The sequence below is a fragment of the Arthrobacter tecti genome (genome assembly GCF_054511355.1).
In genome coordinates, this window is record NZ_JBTNCT010000001.1 from 85,527 (window position 1) to 102,149 (window position 16,623).

The following is a 16,623-nucleotide window of genomic DNA, read 5'->3' on the forward strand; positions in this document are numbered from 1 at the left end:
ACCAAAGTGCGCTAAGGTGTAGCTATGTGCGCGCAACTGCTTCTTACCTAGCCGCGCTGACACGCGCGGCAGCCCCTCCTACGTCGAGGGGCTTTTGTGTGTCTGGGGCCCTGTTTGCCGCTGGTACACAGGATTGACGGCAGTTACAGCACCACGAACGACGGTCACCAGTGATCAAGAGACAGGGCGAAAACAGTGAGCAGCAATTCCACGGCCGAAGAGTCGGACGCCGGTACCTACAGCTTCGCGGACATTGAGGCGAAGTGGCAACCCGTGTGGGAGCGGCTCAACACCTTCGCCCCCGCTGACGACGGCACGAGGGAACGGCGCTACGTCCTCGACATGTTCCCTTACCCCTCCGGCGACCTGCACATGGGCCACGCCGAGGCTTTCGCGATGGGCGACGTCGTCGCGCGCTACTGGCGTCAGCTGGGCCATGACGTTCTGCACCCGATCGGTTGGGACTCCTTCGGCCTGCCTGCGGAGAATGCGGCGATCAAGCGCAACGCCCACCCCAGCGAGTGGACCTACGCGAACATCGACACCCAGGCTGCGTCCTTCAAGCGTTACGCGATCAGCGCCGACTGGTCACGGAGGGTGCACACCTCGGACCCCGAGTATTACCGCTGGACGCAGTGGCTGTTCCTGCGGTTCTTCGAGAAGGGTCTGGCCTACCGCAAGGACCATCCCGTCAACTGGTGCCCGAAGGACCAGACGGTCCTGGCGAATGAACAGGTGATCAACGGGGCCTGTGAACGCTGCGGCAGCCCGGTGACGAAGAAGAGCCTGAACCAGTGGTACTTCCGCATCACCGAGTATGCGGACCGGCTGCTCGAGGACATGGAGCCGCTCGCCGGCCACTGGCCCGAGCGCGTGCTGGCGATGCAGCGCAATTGGATCGGCCGCTCGGAAGGCGCACACGTCACCTTCACCATCGAAGCCGACGGCGATTCCCCAACCACGGACGTCACGGTATTCACGACCCGGCCGGACACGCTGCACGGTGCTACCTTCTTCGTCGTCGCTGCCGATGCCCAGTTGGCGCTGGACCTGGTGACTGAAGAGCACGCCACAGCCCTGGCCGAATACCGCGAACAGGTCAACGCGCTCAGCGACATCGAACGCCAGTCCACAGAACGTGAGAAGACCGGCGTCTTCACCGGCCGCTACGCGATCAACCCGCTCAATGGCGAGAGGCTGCCGGTGTGGGCAGCTGACTATGTGCTGGCGGACTACGGAACCGGCGCGATCATGGCAGTACCTGCCCACGACCAGCGCGACCTTGATTTCGCGCGCGCGTTCGACCTGCCTGTCCGCATGGTGGTTGACACCGGGGAAGATGATCCCGCGGTCACCGGGAAGGCGACGGCCGGCGAGGGAACCCTCGTGAACTCGGATGAGCTGAATGGGCTGCCGAAGGAGGCCGCAATTGCGCGCGCCATCGAGCTCGTCACTGCGCAGGGAACGGGGGAGCGGACCGTCAACTACCGGTTGAGGGACTGGCTGCTGTCCCGCCAGCGGTTCTGGGGCACGCCGATTCCCATCATCCACTGTCCCGATTGCGGTGAAATGGCCGTGCCGGACGAGCAGTTGCCGGTCCGGCTGCCCAGCAACCTGCGCGGGGAGGACCTGGCACCCAAGGGAACCTCGCCCCTCGCCGCGGCATCGGACTGGGTCAACGTACAGTGCCCGCAGTGCTCCGGCCCGGCCAAACGGGACACCGACACGATGGATACCTTCGTTGATTCTTCCTGGTACTACCTCCGGTTCGTGAATCCGCAGCTCACAGACGCCCCGTTCGACACCGAGAAGGTGAACGAATGGCTGCCGGTCGGACAGTACGTCGGCGGCGTTGAACACGCCATCCTGCACCTGCTGTACAGCCGGTTCTTCACCAAGGTGCTCTTCGACCTGGGCCTGGTTAATTTCACGGAGCCGTTTTCGGCGCTGCTGAACCAGGGGCAGGTGCTCAACGGCGGAAAGGCCATGAGTAAATCCTTGGGCAACGGAGTGGACCTGAGCGAGCAGCTCGATCGTTACGGCGTGGATGCTGTGCGGCTCACCATGGTCTTTGCATCACCGCCCGAAGATGACGTCGACTGGGCCGATGTCTCTCCGTCGGGTTCGGCGAAGTTCCTGGCGCGGGCCTGGCGGCTCGGCGCGGATGTTTCCTCCGAGCCTGGAACCCCAACAGACGGCGGCGACAGGGCATTGCGGGCCATAACGCACCGCACCGTTGCCGACGCAACCGAGCTGTTGGGAAACAACAAGTTCAATGTGGTCATCGCCAAGGTGATGGAGCTGGTGAACGCTACCCGCAAGGCGATCGACTCCGGCCCAGGCGGCGGTGACCCGGCTGTTCGCGAAGCGGCCGAGGCCACGGCCATCATCCTGAGCCTGTTTGCCCCATATACCGCGGAGGACCTCTGGGAGCGGCTCGGCCATCCGGCCTCGGTCGCCGCTGCCGGTTGGCCCGTCGTTGATGAGTCGCTGCTCGTGCAGGACACAGTCACCGCGGTAGTTCAGGTGCAGGGAAAGGTCCGCGACCGCCTGGAGGTGTCCGCCGACATTTCGGAGGACGAACTCAGGGAGTTGGCACTTGCCACCGAACAGGTGCAGCGAACCCTCGCGGGCAGGGACATCCGAACGGTGATTGTGCGTGCTCCCAAACTGGTGAATATCGTCCCCGCCTGATCGGACACCCGACAAGGAGCGCTGAACCATGAGATGGTTCGAACGGCGTCCCGGGCCATGGTGGGTCACCAGGGATCCGGAGGCAGGACCGGGAACGACGACGGCGGTCGTCACCGATTCTGCCGCGGCGCTTCCGAATGAGTGGGTAACCGGGGACGGCTCCGCTGTGGGAGTCACCATCGTGCCAATGCCGGTGATCATCTCGGGCCGCCACTATGGGGAGGGCAGCGACAACCTGATCGAACCCTTGTCGGTTGCGTTGGCGGAGGGTGCCGACGTGCGCACATCCCGGCCGGCGCCAGGACAGTTCCAAAGCGTTTACCGGCGGCTGGAAGCTGAGGGCGCGGAGGAGATCGTCTCCATCCACCTGTCAGGCAAACTGTCCGGCACAGTGGACGCGGCCCGCTGGGCCGCGCACTCGGTGTCCATTCCTGTGCACGTGGTGGACAGCGGCACGGTCGCCATGGCGCAGGGTGCAGGTGTTGCGGCTGCCTGCCTGGCACTCCGGAATGGTGCAAATGCACAGGAGGCGGTGAAGCTGGCTGCAGAGACCTGCTCCCGCACGAGACTCCTCTTCTACGTGCCCAGTCTGGACCAGTTGCGCCGGGGCGGCCGCATCGGGCCCGCGGCGGGAATGATCGGGACCTTGCTCTCCGTGAAGCCGATCCTGACGGTGAAGGACGGGGCCATTGAGCCCTTGGAACGCATTCGCACGGCTGCGCGCGCCAAACAACGCCTCGATGAACTGGTAGTGACGGAGCTGCGGGACAGGCCGGAGGGGAGCATCGCCGCTTTCCACTACTTCGGGAATCGCGCCCAGGCCGAAGCGGCAGCGGCCCGCATCCCGCGCGACGCTGAGGCAGTGTTGACCCGCTTGCCTGCCGTGTTGGCTGCTCACACCGGTCTTGGCGTCCTTGCGGTCGCTGTCTGCGACCCACTTCGTCGGTTCGGCGGATAATCTTCCGCGGCCACGCGACGCGCTTTCGTTCCCGGCCACCCCCACTTTCGCAAGCTCGCGCGGGTCCCCTGGCCGCTCTCGTTCCCGGCCACCCCCACGCTCGCAAGCTCGCGCGGGTCCCCTGGCCGCTCTCTTACTCCACATCGGACGCTGTTTGGGCGGCTTATCCACATAGCGCCTACGGGACGGATAATCCCGGGGTGTGCCACCATACGCTCGTGCCATGGCAAGGCACCGCTGGGCGACGGGCACGTCCAACCGCAGTCCTGACCGGTTGGACCGAATACTCGCAGGTGCGGTTTCATTCGATCGCGAACCAGGTTCCGAAGGAAGCGCAGCCATCTCTCCGCAAGAACCCGGAGTCGACACAGAGCACATTGACCGGGTTTGTGAAGGGGATTTTGGGGGTGAGGATCCGTCCCGTGGGGAAACCTCCGCGGGACCGGGCAGGCGCTGGGTGGCAACCCGTCGCGCCGCCCTCGTCGCAGCGGGGTGCGCGCTCGCAGTGGGGGTGTGGGCGTTCACCTCGATCGACCGTAACCAGGGGGAGGTGATACCCATTCAAACTTCACCGGCTGATTCGTCAGTGCCACCGACATCCGATCAGGGCACGACCAGTGAGGTGTCCGCCGAAGCTAAGGACGGCCAGCCGGCAGCGGATGCAGCGGGCGCGGGCGTCGCCACGAAGGATTCGGCTGGCCAGCCGGGTGAGACAGGCCGCGTGGTCGTGCATGTCGCCGGAGCTGTCCTCTCACCGGGAGTCGTCGAGGCTCTTCCCGGCTCCCGGGTCTTTGAGGTTCTGGAATCGGCCGGCGGCGCCCTTCCTGAGGCTGATTTGTCCGCCGTAAACCTTGCTGCTGTCGTGGTGGACGGACAGCAGGTTGTAATCCCCACGGTGGGTGAAGCCATTCCGCCCGCCGCCGCGAACGCCGACCAGGGAGCAACCGGTCCGGCTCCGGACTCAGTGCCGCTCGTAAACCTGAATACCGCGGAGGTCGCAGAGCTGGAGGAGTTGCCCAAGGTGGGCCCGGTCCTCGCCGAACGGATAGTTCAGTGGCGCACGGAACATGGGGCCTTCACCCGCGCCGAGGAGCTCGACGCAATTCCAGGCACTGGTCCCGCGATGCTGGAAGCACTTCTACCTCTGGTTACTCTCTGATGTCCGGAAGGCGGGCCCGCTGGGACCGATTCCTCGTTTCAGCTGCTGGACAGAGCCCGGTGCGGGCTGGTTCGCATGGCCGCCCAACGCGCAATAATGCGCCAATAACGGCCAGCCGGGACCGGCGTATCGCCACGCAGTTGGCGCAGAAGCTGTGGTGGCTGAAGGTGCGAAGCCGCGAGGAACGCACCGTGGAGCCTGATGAGTCCGGGAGACCAATCCGGGACCTGCGCCTGCTGCCGGCGGCAGCCGCAGCGTGGACCGCTGCGACAGTGGCCGTGCGCCTCGATGCACCGGCGGCGCTCATGCTGGGACTTGTTCTCGCAACCGTTGCGTTGGGGTGCATGGCGCTCGTCGCGTATCGAAAGAAGCACTGCCGCATTCTGCAGGTCATTCTCGTAGCAACGGGGGCCGCAGCGATGGTTTGTTTGCCCACAGCGGCCCGGATCGACCAGCAGGGATCTGAGCCCATGGAAGCTGCTACCGCGTCCGAAGGCCACATAACCGCGAAATTGCGCGCCACGGGGGATGCCACGCGGGCTTCCGCGCCGGATATGGATGGAAGCCCCCGCTGGATTCTCGAGGCGACGCTGCTCGAAGGTACCTTCGGCGGTGAGCGCTTCACCGCGAGCATCCCGCTGGTGGTGCTGGGCGGGGACGACTGGAGTGCAGTGAAAGACGGAGACATAGTCCGTTCGGCGGGGAAGGTTACCGCCACTGATCCCGGGGAGCGTGCCCGGGCGCTGATGATCGCGTCAACCGTGCCCGACAGGCTGGAGCACGAGACTGAAACCGGACCAATGGAGCAGGTCCGGGAGCAGTTCCTGACGCTGGCGGGTAGCACAGGCGCACCGGATGACGGGCTCATGGCGGGAATGGTGATCGGAGCCCGTTCGGCGGTGGACGAGAACCTTGTCCTGAGGATGCAGTCCACGGGCCTGACTCACTTGACTGCCGTCTCCGGGGCGAATTGCAGCTACGTACTGGCGTTCGTCTTCCTCTCCTGCAGAGCATTCCGGCTCCCACGATGGGCGGCGGCCCTAGGCGGCATAATTTCCCTCGGAGCCTTTGTTCTCCTCGTACGACCTGAACCAAGCGTGCTGCGGGCGGCAGTCATGGGGTCAATAGGTGTGCTCGCTGTGCTCACCGGGCGGGGCAGGCTGTCCATGACTCTGCTTTTCCTCTCCATCGCCGCCCTGCTGGCAGTCGATCCTTGGCTCAGCGGGGAGTACGCCTTCATTCTTTCGGTCGCGGCCACCTCAGGTCTGGTGCTTGCGGGCCCCCTTCTTGTACAACGTTTCGAGACGCTGCTGCCACACTGGATCGCCCAACTCCTGGCCGTGCCGCTCGCTGCGCAGCTCTTCTGCACGCCTATCCTCATTCTGATCCAACCTGCGATTCCGACTTACTCCCTACTGGCAAACATCGCAGCGGCGCCGGTAGTACCCTTCATCACCATCGCCGGGATGCTCGCGGTAATGCTCGTCTCCCTGCTGCCACTTGCAGCACTACCATTCGCCGTTGCCGCAGGTTGGGGCGCATCGTGGGTGGCCGGCGTCGCGGGCTTCTTCGCATCAGCTCCGCTTGCCGTCATTCCGTGGCCCTCGGGGGCTGGAGGCGCCGCTCTCAGTGCGCTTGTCAGCCTGGCGGTACTTGCCGCGGCGGTGTGGTGGCAACCGCTGCACGCAGTCGTCAGATCAGCGGCTGTGATGGTGCGGTCAGCAGTCAGGGACATGCGCATCACCTCGCTGAAGTGGGTGGCCGCAGGTTTTGCGCTCGGTTCTGCAGGTCTTTGGACTGCAACAGGGGTGGTGCACGAGCAACCCGAGTGGACGATCGCCGGCTGCGATGTGGGACAGGGCGACGGGTTTGTTGTCAGGACGGGAGAGCACAGCGCCATGGTGTTTGACGCGGGCCCGGACCCTGCAATGATCGACCGCTGCCTGGACGCACTGAGGGTTGAGACCGTAGACCTCCTGGTCATCACACACCTGCACCAGGATCACTACGGCGGGACTGAGGGGGTCTTCTCCGGTCGTTCGGTAGGGCGATTGCTCTACTCGACGTCCGAAGCTGCACTGCCGGATGAAGTGATCGAAGCAACAACGGACGCCGGTCTTGTTCCGGAACCAATTGTCGCTGGAGCTACAGGCGTTCTCGGAAGGATCACCTGGACGGCACTTTGGCCCTTTCCAGACGCCACCGTCGCGTCCGAGAACGATGCCTCCGCTGTTGTCCTCGTCACCATCGGTGGCACTGACGGCCGATCAGCTGTCGATGTGCTGTTCACCGGTGATATCGAGGAGGAAGCGGCCGACGAGATGCTGGTCGCCCACCGCGATCTCGCACTCTCCGGTGTCGATATCCTCAAGGTTGCTCATCACGGCGCCCGCAACGGCGGACATCGCCTGATCCAGGCAACGTCGCCCTCCGTAGCGCTCATCTCTGCGGGAAGGCACAACGACTACGGCCACCCACATCCAGCCACCCTCGAGGCACTGGACGCTGCCGGAGTACATGCCGCACGCACGGACCAGCGAGGCTCGTTCTTGCTGTTCGCTGATGGTGGTACTTTCCGGATTCAATCCCTCTGAGAAGCCTTTGGCCTGCGACCGGCACCCATGGCAAAGTTGACCCAGCCACATCACCTTCCGAACAAGGAGCCCGAAACTACGTGAGCCCATCAGCGTCGAGCGCCACCAGCTGGCGTGAGGTAGCCCCCGCGCCGGTGATCCTGCTGTCGGGGCCCGAAGAGTATCTCGCAATGCGCAGCTTCGAGGCGGTGCGGAAGCGGATGCGCGAGCTTGAACCCAACGTCGACACCGTCCGGCTGGATGCCGCGCAGTATGAGGCCGGGGCACTCATCGTCCTGGGCAGCCCTTCACTGTTCGGAGGAACGAAGGTCATCGAGGCAACGGGGCTCGCACAGATGAATGATGCCTTTCTGCAGGACGCGCTGGCATATCTCACCGACCCCGCACCCGACGTTGTCCTGGTGTTGCACCACAGCGGCGGAACTCGCGGCAAGAAGCTTCTTGACCAGCTGAAGACTGGGAAGGCGACAGTCGTTGATTGCCAGCCGCTGAAGAAGGATTCGGAGAAGATCGACTTTGTCTCCGCCGAGTTCCGTTCCGCCAGGCGACGCATTGACGCTGACGCGGTGCGGGCACTCGTCGCCGCCGTCGGCTCAAACCTCTCGGAATTGGCGGCCGCCTGCCAGCAGTTGATTTCGGACACCGAAGGCGTGCTCGGCGCGGAAACGGTGGAGAAATACTTCGGCGGAAGAATCGAAGCCACAGGTTTCAAAGTTGCTGACGCCGCACTGGCTGGCCGCGGGGGCCAGGCACTGGCCATGCTGCGGCACGCGCTGTCCACGGGCGCCGACCCCGTGCCGCTTGTGGCTGCTCTGGCCATGAAGCTGCGTGTAGTCGCTAAGGTCTATGGCGTGCGCGGCGGCTCGGCCCAGCTCGCCAAGGACTTGGGAATGGCTCCGTGGCAGGTGGACCAGGCACGCAGGGAAGCGCAGCGATGGACTCCGGAGGGGCTGAACTACTGCATCCAGGTCCTCGCGGAGGCCGATGCGCAGGTCAAGGGAGAGGCTAGGGATCCCGTGTACGCGGTGGAGCGTGCTGTTGCCGCTATTTCGCGCGGCGGCATCCGTTGACTGCAGATTGAACAAAAAAGTGGCCGACCCTATGAGGGGCCGGCCACTTCAGTTTCAGCGCAATTAGCCGAGCGCGTTTACGCGCTTCGCGATACCCGACTTGCGGTTCGCAGCGTTGTTCTTATGCAGAACGCCCTTGCTCACGGCCTTATCCAGCTTGCGGCTGGCAACGGCAAGTGCGGCCGCAGCGGCGTCCTTGTCGGTGGACTCCACTGCGGTGTTGACGGCGCGGATCGCAGTCTTCAACTCGGACTTGACCGAATTATTGCGCTGACGAGCCTTCTCATTGGTGAGAATGCGCTTTTTCTGGGACTTGATATTTGCCACGTATAAGACTCTCTTTGTATTGCGGACTGGTCGGTGAGGGATTTTCGGTGCGGCCATTGACTGAGCGGCGTGGGGATGCCGTGGCGGCCGAGCCAAAGTGCCCGTCGACCTGCGCGGACACACAGCTATACAGGCTACCAGAAAGTGGGCACAATCTCCGGCCGGAACGACGACGGCGGCGGTTCGCGACACCGTCCGGCCGAAGCGCTACCGCCCCGCGCGCCTTTCCAATCCGTCGATCACCTTCTCGAACCGGGAGCGATGAAGCGCGGAGCCAATGCGGCGCACAGCCGGGGGGTCGATCCGAAGCACGCGATCCAGGTAAACCTCACTGTCCCTCCCCTTTCTATCCCACGGCCCGGAGCCAATATCGATGTAGCCTTCGTCGCGGCTGGACTCGTTGTTGCGGTCCCGGGACGTGAGCATGAGACCGAGCAGCACGCTTGCCTCGGTTCCGATGATCAGGACGGGTCGGTCCTTGCCCTGAGAAGGGTCATCCTCGTAGGGAACCCACGTCCACACGATCTCGCCCGGGTCGGCCGTGTGGCCGGGGGAGGGCCCATAGCCTCGTCGCGCGCCTCCAGCTTTGGGACGCGGCTTGGGGGCATCGGGGCGAGGACCGTCCCTTGTGTGTTTGCGGGACGGTCCTCGCTGTGTGATTTCCTTCAGGGCCGCTCCGGCTTTTCGGATCACGGCGCTTATTCGTGAAGCCATGCCGTCAGAGTACCTGCAGACGGATGGACGGAATCCCGTCCAGATTCAAAGGTCTGCCGGTGGGCGTGGGAGAATAAGGAAACGCATGAGTCCGCGCCCGCGGTGCGCCGCCGGCGTCGTCCGCGGTGACTGGAACGGAAGCATCCATCAACTGCCCCAAGAAGCAAGAGGTATCGAGTGTCTCCCATGGCCCGCACCGCCCCGGTGCCCGCTGCCACGGATCCGGCGATCATCAGGAACTTCTGCATCATCGCCCATATCGACCACGGCAAGTCCACCCTTGCGGACCGGATGCTCCAGCTCACGGGTGTCGTCGAGCAGCGGGACATGAAGGCGCAGTACCTGGACCGGATGGATATCGAACGTGAGCGGGGCATCACCATCAAGTCCCAGGCAGTCAGGCTCCCCTGGGAGCTTGATGGCGTGAGCTACGCGCTCAACATGATCGACACTCCAGGGCACGTTGACTTCACCTATGAGGTGTCGAGGTCCCTGGCAGCCTGTGAAGGTGCAATTCTTCTTGTCGACGCGGCTCAGGGCATCGAAGCCCAAACCCTCGCGAACCTGTACCTCGCTATGGAAAACGATCTGACGATCATCCCGGTCCTGAACAAGATCGACCTCCCGGCTGCACAGCCTGAGAAGTATGCGGCCGAACTAGCAAACCTGATCGGCGGCAAACCTGAGGAAGTTCTGCTCGTTTCGGGAAAGACCGGCGCGGGCGTCGAGGCTCTTCTCGACAAGATCGTGAAGGATCTGCCGGCTCCGGTGGGAAACGCAAATGCTCCAGCGCGGGCGATGATCTTCGACTCGGTCTATGACACCTATCGCGGCGTTGTGACGTACGTCCGCGTGGTCGACGGGCACTTGAGCCCGCGCGAACGCATCCAGATGATGTCCACGCGCGCCAGCCATGAACTTCTCGAGATCGGTGTCAGCTCGCCCGAGCCCACGCCGTCCAAAGGGTTGGGCGTTGGAGAGGTGGGCTATCTCATCACCGGCGTCAAGGATGTGCGTCAATCCAAGGTGGGCGATACCGTCACCAATCTCGCAAAACCCGCCTCGGCGTCGTTGAGCGGCTATGCGGACGCAAAGCCAATGGTCTTCTCGGGGCTGTACCCCCTCGAAGGCGCCGACTATCCGGTGCTTCGTGATGCGCTGGAGAAGCTGATGCTCAACGATGCTGCGCTGGTGTATGAGCCTGAGACATCCGCCGCGCTCGGATTCGGCTTCCGCGTTGGGTTCCTCGGTCTGCTGCACCTCGAAATCACCCGAGAACGCCTCGAACGCGAGTACAACCTGAGCTTGATTTCCACTGCTCCGAACGTCGAGTACGAAGTGACGCTTGAGGACAAAAGCGTGGTCCATGTGACCAACCCCAGCGAGTATCCCGTGGGCAAAATCGCTGAAGTCCGTGAGCCGATGGTTTCGGCGACCATCCTGGCTCCCAACGAGTTCGTCGGTACCATCATGGAACTGTGTCAAAGCCGGCGCGGCGTCATGGGCGGAATGGATTATCTTTCCGAGGATCGTGTGGAGATCCGCTATCGGCTTCCGCTGGCTGAGATTGTCTTCGACTTCTTCGACATGCTCAAATCCAGAACCCGAGGGTACGCATCGCTGGACTGGAAGGCCGACGGAGACCAGGTTGCCGATCTGGTCAAGGTGGACATCATGCTCCAGGGGGAGCAGGTGGACGCCTTCTCCGCAATCACCCACCGCGACAAGGCCTACGCCTACGGGGTCATGATGACCGGCAAGCTTCGCGAACTCATTCCGAGGCAGCAGTTCGAGGTGCCCATTCAGGCCGCCATCGGCGCACGCATTATCGCTAGGGAAAACATCCGGGCCATTCGGAAGGACGTGCTTGCCAAGTGCTATGGCGGTGACATCACGCGCAAGCGCAAGCTGCTGGAAAAGCAGAAGGAAGGCAAGAAGCGCATGAAGATGGTGGGTCGCGTAGAGGTTCCCCAGGAAGCGTTCATCGCCGCGCTGTCCTCGGACGAGTCGAAGGACAAAGCCAAGAAGTGACGTGCGTCCCAGTCGTTGGACCTCCAAGTGCCTAGCGTCCTGCCTCTCGGCGATCCAGCCCCGTCAGATGGGATGTTGCCGGCATCGGCAGCGGCCGGGTCCCGGGACCGCCGGTTCGGGCTATATGTGCACATCCCTTTCTGCGCGGTGCGGTGCGGCTACTGTGACTTCAACACCTACACAGCCGCCGAACTAGGCGGTGGTGCTTCGCAGGCGAATTACGCCCAGACGGTTAGCCGAGAATTGGATTTCGGGGCGGGTGTGCTGGAAGCGTCAGGCGTCGCCGTACGTCGGCTGGACACGGTGTTTTTCGGAGGCGGTACACCAACCCTCCTGCCTGCGGCGGATCTTGTCGGCGTGCTTCGCGCGGCGAGGGATATCTGGGGGCTGGAGTCAACGGCCGAGATAACTACCGAGGCGAACCCAGATTCGGTTACCCCTGAGTCATTGGCGGCCCTCGCGGAGGCCGGATTCACGCGGATCTCCTTCGGAATGCAGTCGGCGGTCCCGCACGTTCTTGCGGTGCTGGATCGCACCCACCTACCGGAACGAGTGCCTCTGGCTGTCCGGTGGGCGCGCGAGGCAGGGCTCAAAGTCAGTCTCGACCTGATTTACGGCACACCAGGGGAGGGGATCGAAGACTGGGCCTCATCGGTCGATGCGGCGCTTTCGCTGGAACCCGATCATGTGTCCGCCTACGCACTCATCATCGAAGAGGGGACCCGGTTGGCCGCGCGGATCCGGCGCGGCGAGATGCCTGGAATCGACGACGATGACCACGCCGAAAAGTACGAACTGGCCGACTCCATGCTCAGCTCCGCAGGAATGTCATGGTACGAAGTGAGTAACTGGGCGCGAACCGAACAGGACGGATGCCGCCACAATCTTGCCTATTGGAAGGGCGAGGATTGGTGGGGTGCCGGTCCGGGCGCACACTCGCACATCGGTGGTGTCCGCTGGTGGAATGTCAAGCACCCGACAGCCTATGCACACAGGGTTGAGGCGGATTCTTCCCCTGCCGCGGGGCGGGAAACGCTCGACGCCAATGCCCGTTACGTCGAGGATGTTCTCCTTCGCGTCAGACTCGCGGAAGGTTTCCCGACTGCGAGTCTGCGGCCCGAGGGTCGCCTGGCAGTTGCAGGGCTCATTGCCGATGAGCTCGTTGAGCCCGCTGCGGCGTTCCGCGGTGTTCTCATCCTGAGCGGACGCGGCCGCCTGCTGGCTGACGCCGTCGTCCGTCGTCTACTGCCGGCCTGAGGATACACCGGGCGTAGAACTCGGCAGGAGTTTCAGCGAAGCGAGATTCAGTGAAAGGTGCGCAGGTTGAAGGGATACCGGTAGGGTCGTCCACGATTGACGTGAATCCCCGCGGCGACCGAGAAGGCGGCGAGCGTGACCCAGATCACGGCATTCAGTACCGCGAAGATGCCGCCGACAACGGGAAGCAGCGAAAGCAGCAAGGAAATCGCAGCGAGGATGCTGGGCGGGAAAGTGAAGTTGAAGGCTTCCTTCGATTCCTGCGCCGTGAACGGACCGCGATCACGGAAGATTAGGAAGATGATCAGGGAGGGCACGAACCCAAGAATGCCGAGGAAGTGTGCGAGGGTTGCCCACTGCCGGTCTTCGGAAGGTGTCAGCGGCAGGGCATCTGAACTTGAGCCTTGGAACGCGTCGTCGCCGCCCCGGGAGACAGGACGTGACCGTGGTTCACGGTGCTGGTCTGCGTTGTTGGACAACGATATATCCTTCGGGGATCGGAGCACACCGCGGGCCTCACCGCGGAACTTACCTCCTAAGGGTACTGGCTACTTCCCCAAAGCGCAGGTTGCACCCGGTCAACCGGCACGCACGCGGTTAGTCCCCGGGACCTGGTGCGGTGAGGAAGTCGATGACTTCCTCGACCCGTCCGAGGAGCGACGGTTCGAGGTCCGCATAGGTACTGACACCCCCGAGAATGCGCTTCCAGCCATTGGCGATGTCCGCTTGGGAACGATTCGACCAGCCCAGTCGGCCCAGTATTCCGGTTTTCCAGTCTTCGCCGCGGGGGATTTCGGGCCAGGTATCAAGGCCCAACGCCCTCGGCTTGACGGCTTGCCAGACGTCTACGTAGGGATGTCCAACGATCAGCACATTTCCCGCCGCTCCGGGAATCCGCATCGCTTCGGCGGCGATGCGGGCTTCCTTGGTGCCGGGCAGGAGGTGGTCCACGAGAATCCCAAGGCGGCGCGTCGGCCCCGGCTGAAATGCCCGGACAACAGCGGCGAGGTCGTCGACGCCGTGCAGAGGTTCGACGACGATCCCCTCCACCCGCAAATCATCTCCCCAGACCTTTTCCACCAGTTCCGCGTCGTGCTTACCCTCGACCCAGATCCTGCCGGCGCGTGCGACCCGTGCCCGTTGGTTCGATACCCGGACAGACCCGGAGGCGGTGCGCTGCGGGCGGGTGTCCCGGACACCGAGAGGTGCGATGACTTCGACCGGAGCGCCGTCGATATGAAACCCGAAACCAAGAGGAAACGTGCGTCGCTTGCCGCGGCGGTCCTCGAGCACCATGACGTGTAGCCCGCCGGACTTCTCTGTGCTGAGGATCTCTCCGACGAACCCAGTCTGAACGTCCTCCAGAACGACGCCGGGTCGGGCCTCCACCTTCTCAAGAGGGGACGATCGTGGCACTGAGAGATCCTGGGATCCCCACGGATGATGTGACATATAAAGAAGCTCGCCTCCGGAATCCGCGTCTTTCGCGGGACCGCCCCAATGCTAACAATCGGTCCGAGCGTATTAGACTTGGCACTTAGGCGTGTTGAGTGCTAATTCGTTGATAGGTGCGGCTGAGGACATCGGAGGTGAACATGAGCGAGCCCAGAAGGCTTGAGGTGCTGCGTGCCATCGTCGAGGATTATGTGCATTCGCGGGAGCCCGTGGGATCCAAGGCCCTCGTCGAGCGTCACCGGCTTGGTGTGTCCTCAGCCACCATCAGGAACGACATGGCCCTCCTCGAAGAGGAGGGACTGATCACCGCTCCGCACACGAGTTCGGGGCGGATCCCGACTGACAAAGGGTACCGGCTTTTCGTCGACCGGATCGCCGAGGTGAAGCCGCTATCCAGTCCTGAAAAGAAGGCGATCCAATCTCTGCTTGAGAGCGCCGACGACCTCGACGACGTACTCGACCGGACTGTGAGACTGCTGGCACAGCTGACCAACCAGGTTGCGGTGGTGCAATATCCGCACCTCGGCGGCGCTGCGGTCCGTCACATTGAGTTTGTATTGCTCGCTCCCGGACGTGTACTAGTCGTGTTGATCTCCACCAACGGCGCTGTGCAGCAACGGGTCGTGGTGGTTCCTACGGAAACAAAGGAATCCGAACTGGCGGATCTGCGCCAGCGCTTCCTTGAGAAGGTAGCAGGCGTTCGTCTCGCCACCGTCCCCCAGGAGCTTGCCGCGTGTATAGCTGCGCTCCCGCAGCCGCTGCAGGACATCGCACAATCGCTGGGGCAGAGTCTTGAGCAACTCTCCGCGTCCAATAGGGAAGACAGAATCGTTCTGGCGGGTACGGCGAACCTTGCACGTTCCACGCTCGACTTCCCCTTGACCATCGGGCCCGTCCTCGAAGCGTTGGAGGAGCAGGTCGTGATGCTGCATCTCTTGTCCGAAATGAAGCAGGACGCACTCGGCGTCTCCGTCCGCATCGGCCGCGAGAACCCTCATGGAGGCCTGTCCGAAGCGTCGGTGATTGCGACCGGTTACGGACCGGATGCGTTGGCGAAGGTGGGAGTGCTCGGCCCCACGAGAATGGACTACCCCACAACCATGGCCGCTGTGCGAGCGGTCGCTCGATATCTTTCCCGCATCCTCGATGAGTCGTGACCGGATGGCGGGGCCAACAATCCACAACCGTTTGCGCGGTAAGAACCATAGGAAGTGATGTGCAGGAGTGAGTAATCACTACGAAGTCCTCGGCGTCGCACGCGATGCCAGCGGAGAAGAAATCAAGAAGGCTTACCGGAAGCTCGCCCGAAAGCTCCATCCGGATGTGAACCAGGGGCCGGAGGCCGCCGACCAATTCAAATTGGTGACCCGCGCGTACGAGGTTCTTTCGGACGCGCAAAAGCGCCGCGTATACGACACCACCGGCAATGAGAATGGTACTGATAACGGCTTCGGGAGCGGATATTCAGGATCCGGGTTCGCCTTCCAGGACATTTTCGAGACGTTCTTCGGCGGGGGCGGACCGAGCGGCCCGCCATCCCGTACGCAGCGCGGGCAGGATGCCTTGATCAATGTGCGTATCGACCTGAAAGACGCGGTTTTCGGCACCAACAAGAAGATTGACGTCGACACCGCCGCCGTCTGTTCTACCTGTGACGGATCCTGCACCCAGCCGGGTACGTCCCCGAGAACCTGTGACATTTGCGGCGGTTCCGGACAGGTTCAGCGTGCGGTGCGGTCGATCCTCGGGCAGGTCATGACCACCGCCACGTGCGGAACGTGCCAGGGCTTCGGCACGGTCATTCCCCATCCCTGCTCAGAGTGCAACGGCGACGGCCGCGTACGTAGCCGCCGCAGCTTGACCATCAAGGTGCCTGCCGGTGTATCAACGGGAACACGCATCCAGTTGGCCGGGCAGGGGGAGGCCGGGACCGCCGGGGGGCCGCAGGGCGACCTTTATGTCGAGATCCGGGTCAACAGCGACCCAACCTTCCTGCGTGAGGCTGATGACCTCCACGCCACGCTGAGCGTGCCGATGACTGCTGCTGCCCTGGGAACAACCGTGAAGATGTCGAGCTTCGACGGAGATCAGGAAATCACCATTAAGCCGGGAACACAGTCTGGTGAGGTGATCGCTCTGCGCGAGCTCGGAGTCACCCACCTTCGTGGCTACGGACGCGGGGACCTGCTGGTGCATCTCAGCGTCGAGACTCCCCGGAACATAGACGCTGCCCAGGAAGAGCTGCTCAGGCGCCTGGCGGAGTTGCGCGGCGAGCAGTTTGCCGAAGGCCAGCTTGCGAGCACTGGATCAGGCGTCTTTGCCCGTTTGCGCGAACGCCTCGGCAACTTCTAGCGGCGTCGCGAA

The 16,623-nt window shown here is 63.3% G+C and carries 13 protein-coding genes; 9 read left to right on the forward strand and 4 right to left on the reverse strand.

The window, feature by feature from the left end; genetic code table 11:
• Positions 1 to 195: 195 nt before the first annotated feature.
• From leuS to holA, 5 genes are all read left to right on the forward strand, one after another.
• Positions 196 to 2,694 carry a leucine--tRNA ligase gene (gene leuS / locus ACX80C_RS00410; RefSeq protein ID WP_459324253.1) on the forward strand — a complete coding sequence of 833 codons (2,499 nt, stop codon included), beginning with the start codon at positions 196 to 198 and terminating at the stop codon, positions 2,692 to 2,694.
• 28 nt (positions 2,695 to 2,722) lie between these two features.
• Positions 2,723 to 3,652 (forward strand): DegV family protein, encoded by a 930-nt coding sequence (locus ACX80C_RS00415; protein WP_459324254.1) that lies wholly within the window; start codon positions 2,723 to 2,725, stop codon positions 3,650 to 3,652.
• A 223-nt stretch (positions 3,653 to 3,875) separates the two neighbouring features.
• A complete protein-coding gene (locus tag ACX80C_RS00420; RefSeq protein WP_459324255.1) occupies positions 3,876 to 4,811 on the forward strand; it encodes a helix-hairpin-helix domain-containing protein in 936 nt (311 codons plus the stop codon).
• A complete protein-coding gene (locus ACX80C_RS00425; protein WP_459324256.1) occupies positions 4,811 to 7,405 on the forward strand; it encodes a DNA internalization-related competence protein ComEC/Rec2 in 2,595 nt (864 codons plus the stop codon). The genes ACX80C_RS00420 and ACX80C_RS00425 overlap by 1 nt, the downstream gene beginning before the upstream one ends.
• A gap of 80 nt (positions 7,406 to 7,485) precedes the next feature.
• A complete protein-coding gene (holA, locus tag ACX80C_RS00430; RefSeq protein WP_459324257.1) occupies positions 7,486 to 8,475 on the forward strand; it encodes a DNA polymerase III subunit delta in 990 nt (329 codons plus the stop codon).
• Positions 8,476 to 8,538: 63 nt separating this feature from the next.
• Here the strand turns inward: holA and rpsT are convergent, their stop codons facing one another.
• Positions 8,539 to 8,802, reverse strand: a complete 264-nt coding sequence (gene rpsT, locus ACX80C_RS00435) for a 30S ribosomal protein S20 (protein ID WP_459324258.1) — start codon at positions 8,800 to 8,802, stop codon at positions 8,539 to 8,541.
• A 207-nt stretch (positions 8,803 to 9,009) separates the two neighbouring features.
• Positions 9,010 to 9,516, reverse strand: a complete 507-nt coding sequence (locus tag ACX80C_RS00440; protein ID WP_459324259.1) for a type II toxin-antitoxin system PemK/MazF family toxin — start codon at positions 9,514 to 9,516, stop codon at positions 9,010 to 9,012.
• Between the two features lie 177 nt (positions 9,517 to 9,693).
• Between ACX80C_RS00440 and lepA the strand changes: the two genes are divergently transcribed.
• Together lepA and hemW are read left to right on the forward strand one after the other, a co-directional pair.
• Complete coding sequence (lepA, locus tag ACX80C_RS00445; protein WP_459324260.1) at positions 9,694 to 11,547, forward strand: translation elongation factor 4; 1,854 nt, start codon at positions 9,694 to 9,696, stop codon at positions 11,545 to 11,547.
• Positions 11,548 to 11,574: 27 nt separating this feature from the next.
• Positions 11,575 to 12,804 (forward strand): radical SAM family heme chaperone HemW, encoded by a 1,230-nt coding sequence (hemW, locus tag ACX80C_RS00450; protein WP_459324261.1) that lies wholly within the window; start codon positions 11,575 to 11,577, stop codon positions 12,802 to 12,804.
• Between the two features lie 47 nt (positions 12,805 to 12,851).
• Here hemW and ACX80C_RS00455 read toward each other — a convergent pair whose 3' ends face one another.
• The gene (locus ACX80C_RS00455; protein ID WP_459324262.1) at positions 12,852 to 13,283 is read right to left on the reverse strand and encodes a DUF4870 domain-containing protein; all 432 of its coding nucleotides are present in this window, start codon (positions 13,281 to 13,283) and stop codon (positions 12,852 to 12,854) included.
• A 118-nt stretch (positions 13,284 to 13,401) separates the two neighbouring features.
• On the reverse strand, positions 13,402 to 14,256 hold the full coding sequence (locus ACX80C_RS00460; RefSeq protein ID WP_459324263.1) for a DUF3097 domain-containing protein: 855 nt from the start codon (positions 14,254 to 14,256) through the stop codon (positions 13,402 to 13,404).
• A gap of 143 nt (positions 14,257 to 14,399) precedes the next feature.
• Between ACX80C_RS00460 and hrcA the strand changes: the two genes are divergently transcribed.
• The gene (hrcA, locus tag ACX80C_RS00465; RefSeq protein ID WP_459324264.1) at positions 14,400 to 15,416 is read left to right on the forward strand and encodes a heat-inducible transcriptional repressor HrcA; all 1,017 of its coding nucleotides are present in this window, start codon (positions 14,400 to 14,402) and stop codon (positions 15,414 to 15,416) included.
• 67 nt (positions 15,417 to 15,483) lie between these two features.
• A complete protein-coding gene (dnaJ, locus tag ACX80C_RS00470; protein WP_459324265.1) occupies positions 15,484 to 16,611 on the forward strand; it encodes a molecular chaperone DnaJ in 1,128 nt (375 codons plus the stop codon).
• Positions 16,612 to 16,623: the final 12 nt, after the last annotated feature.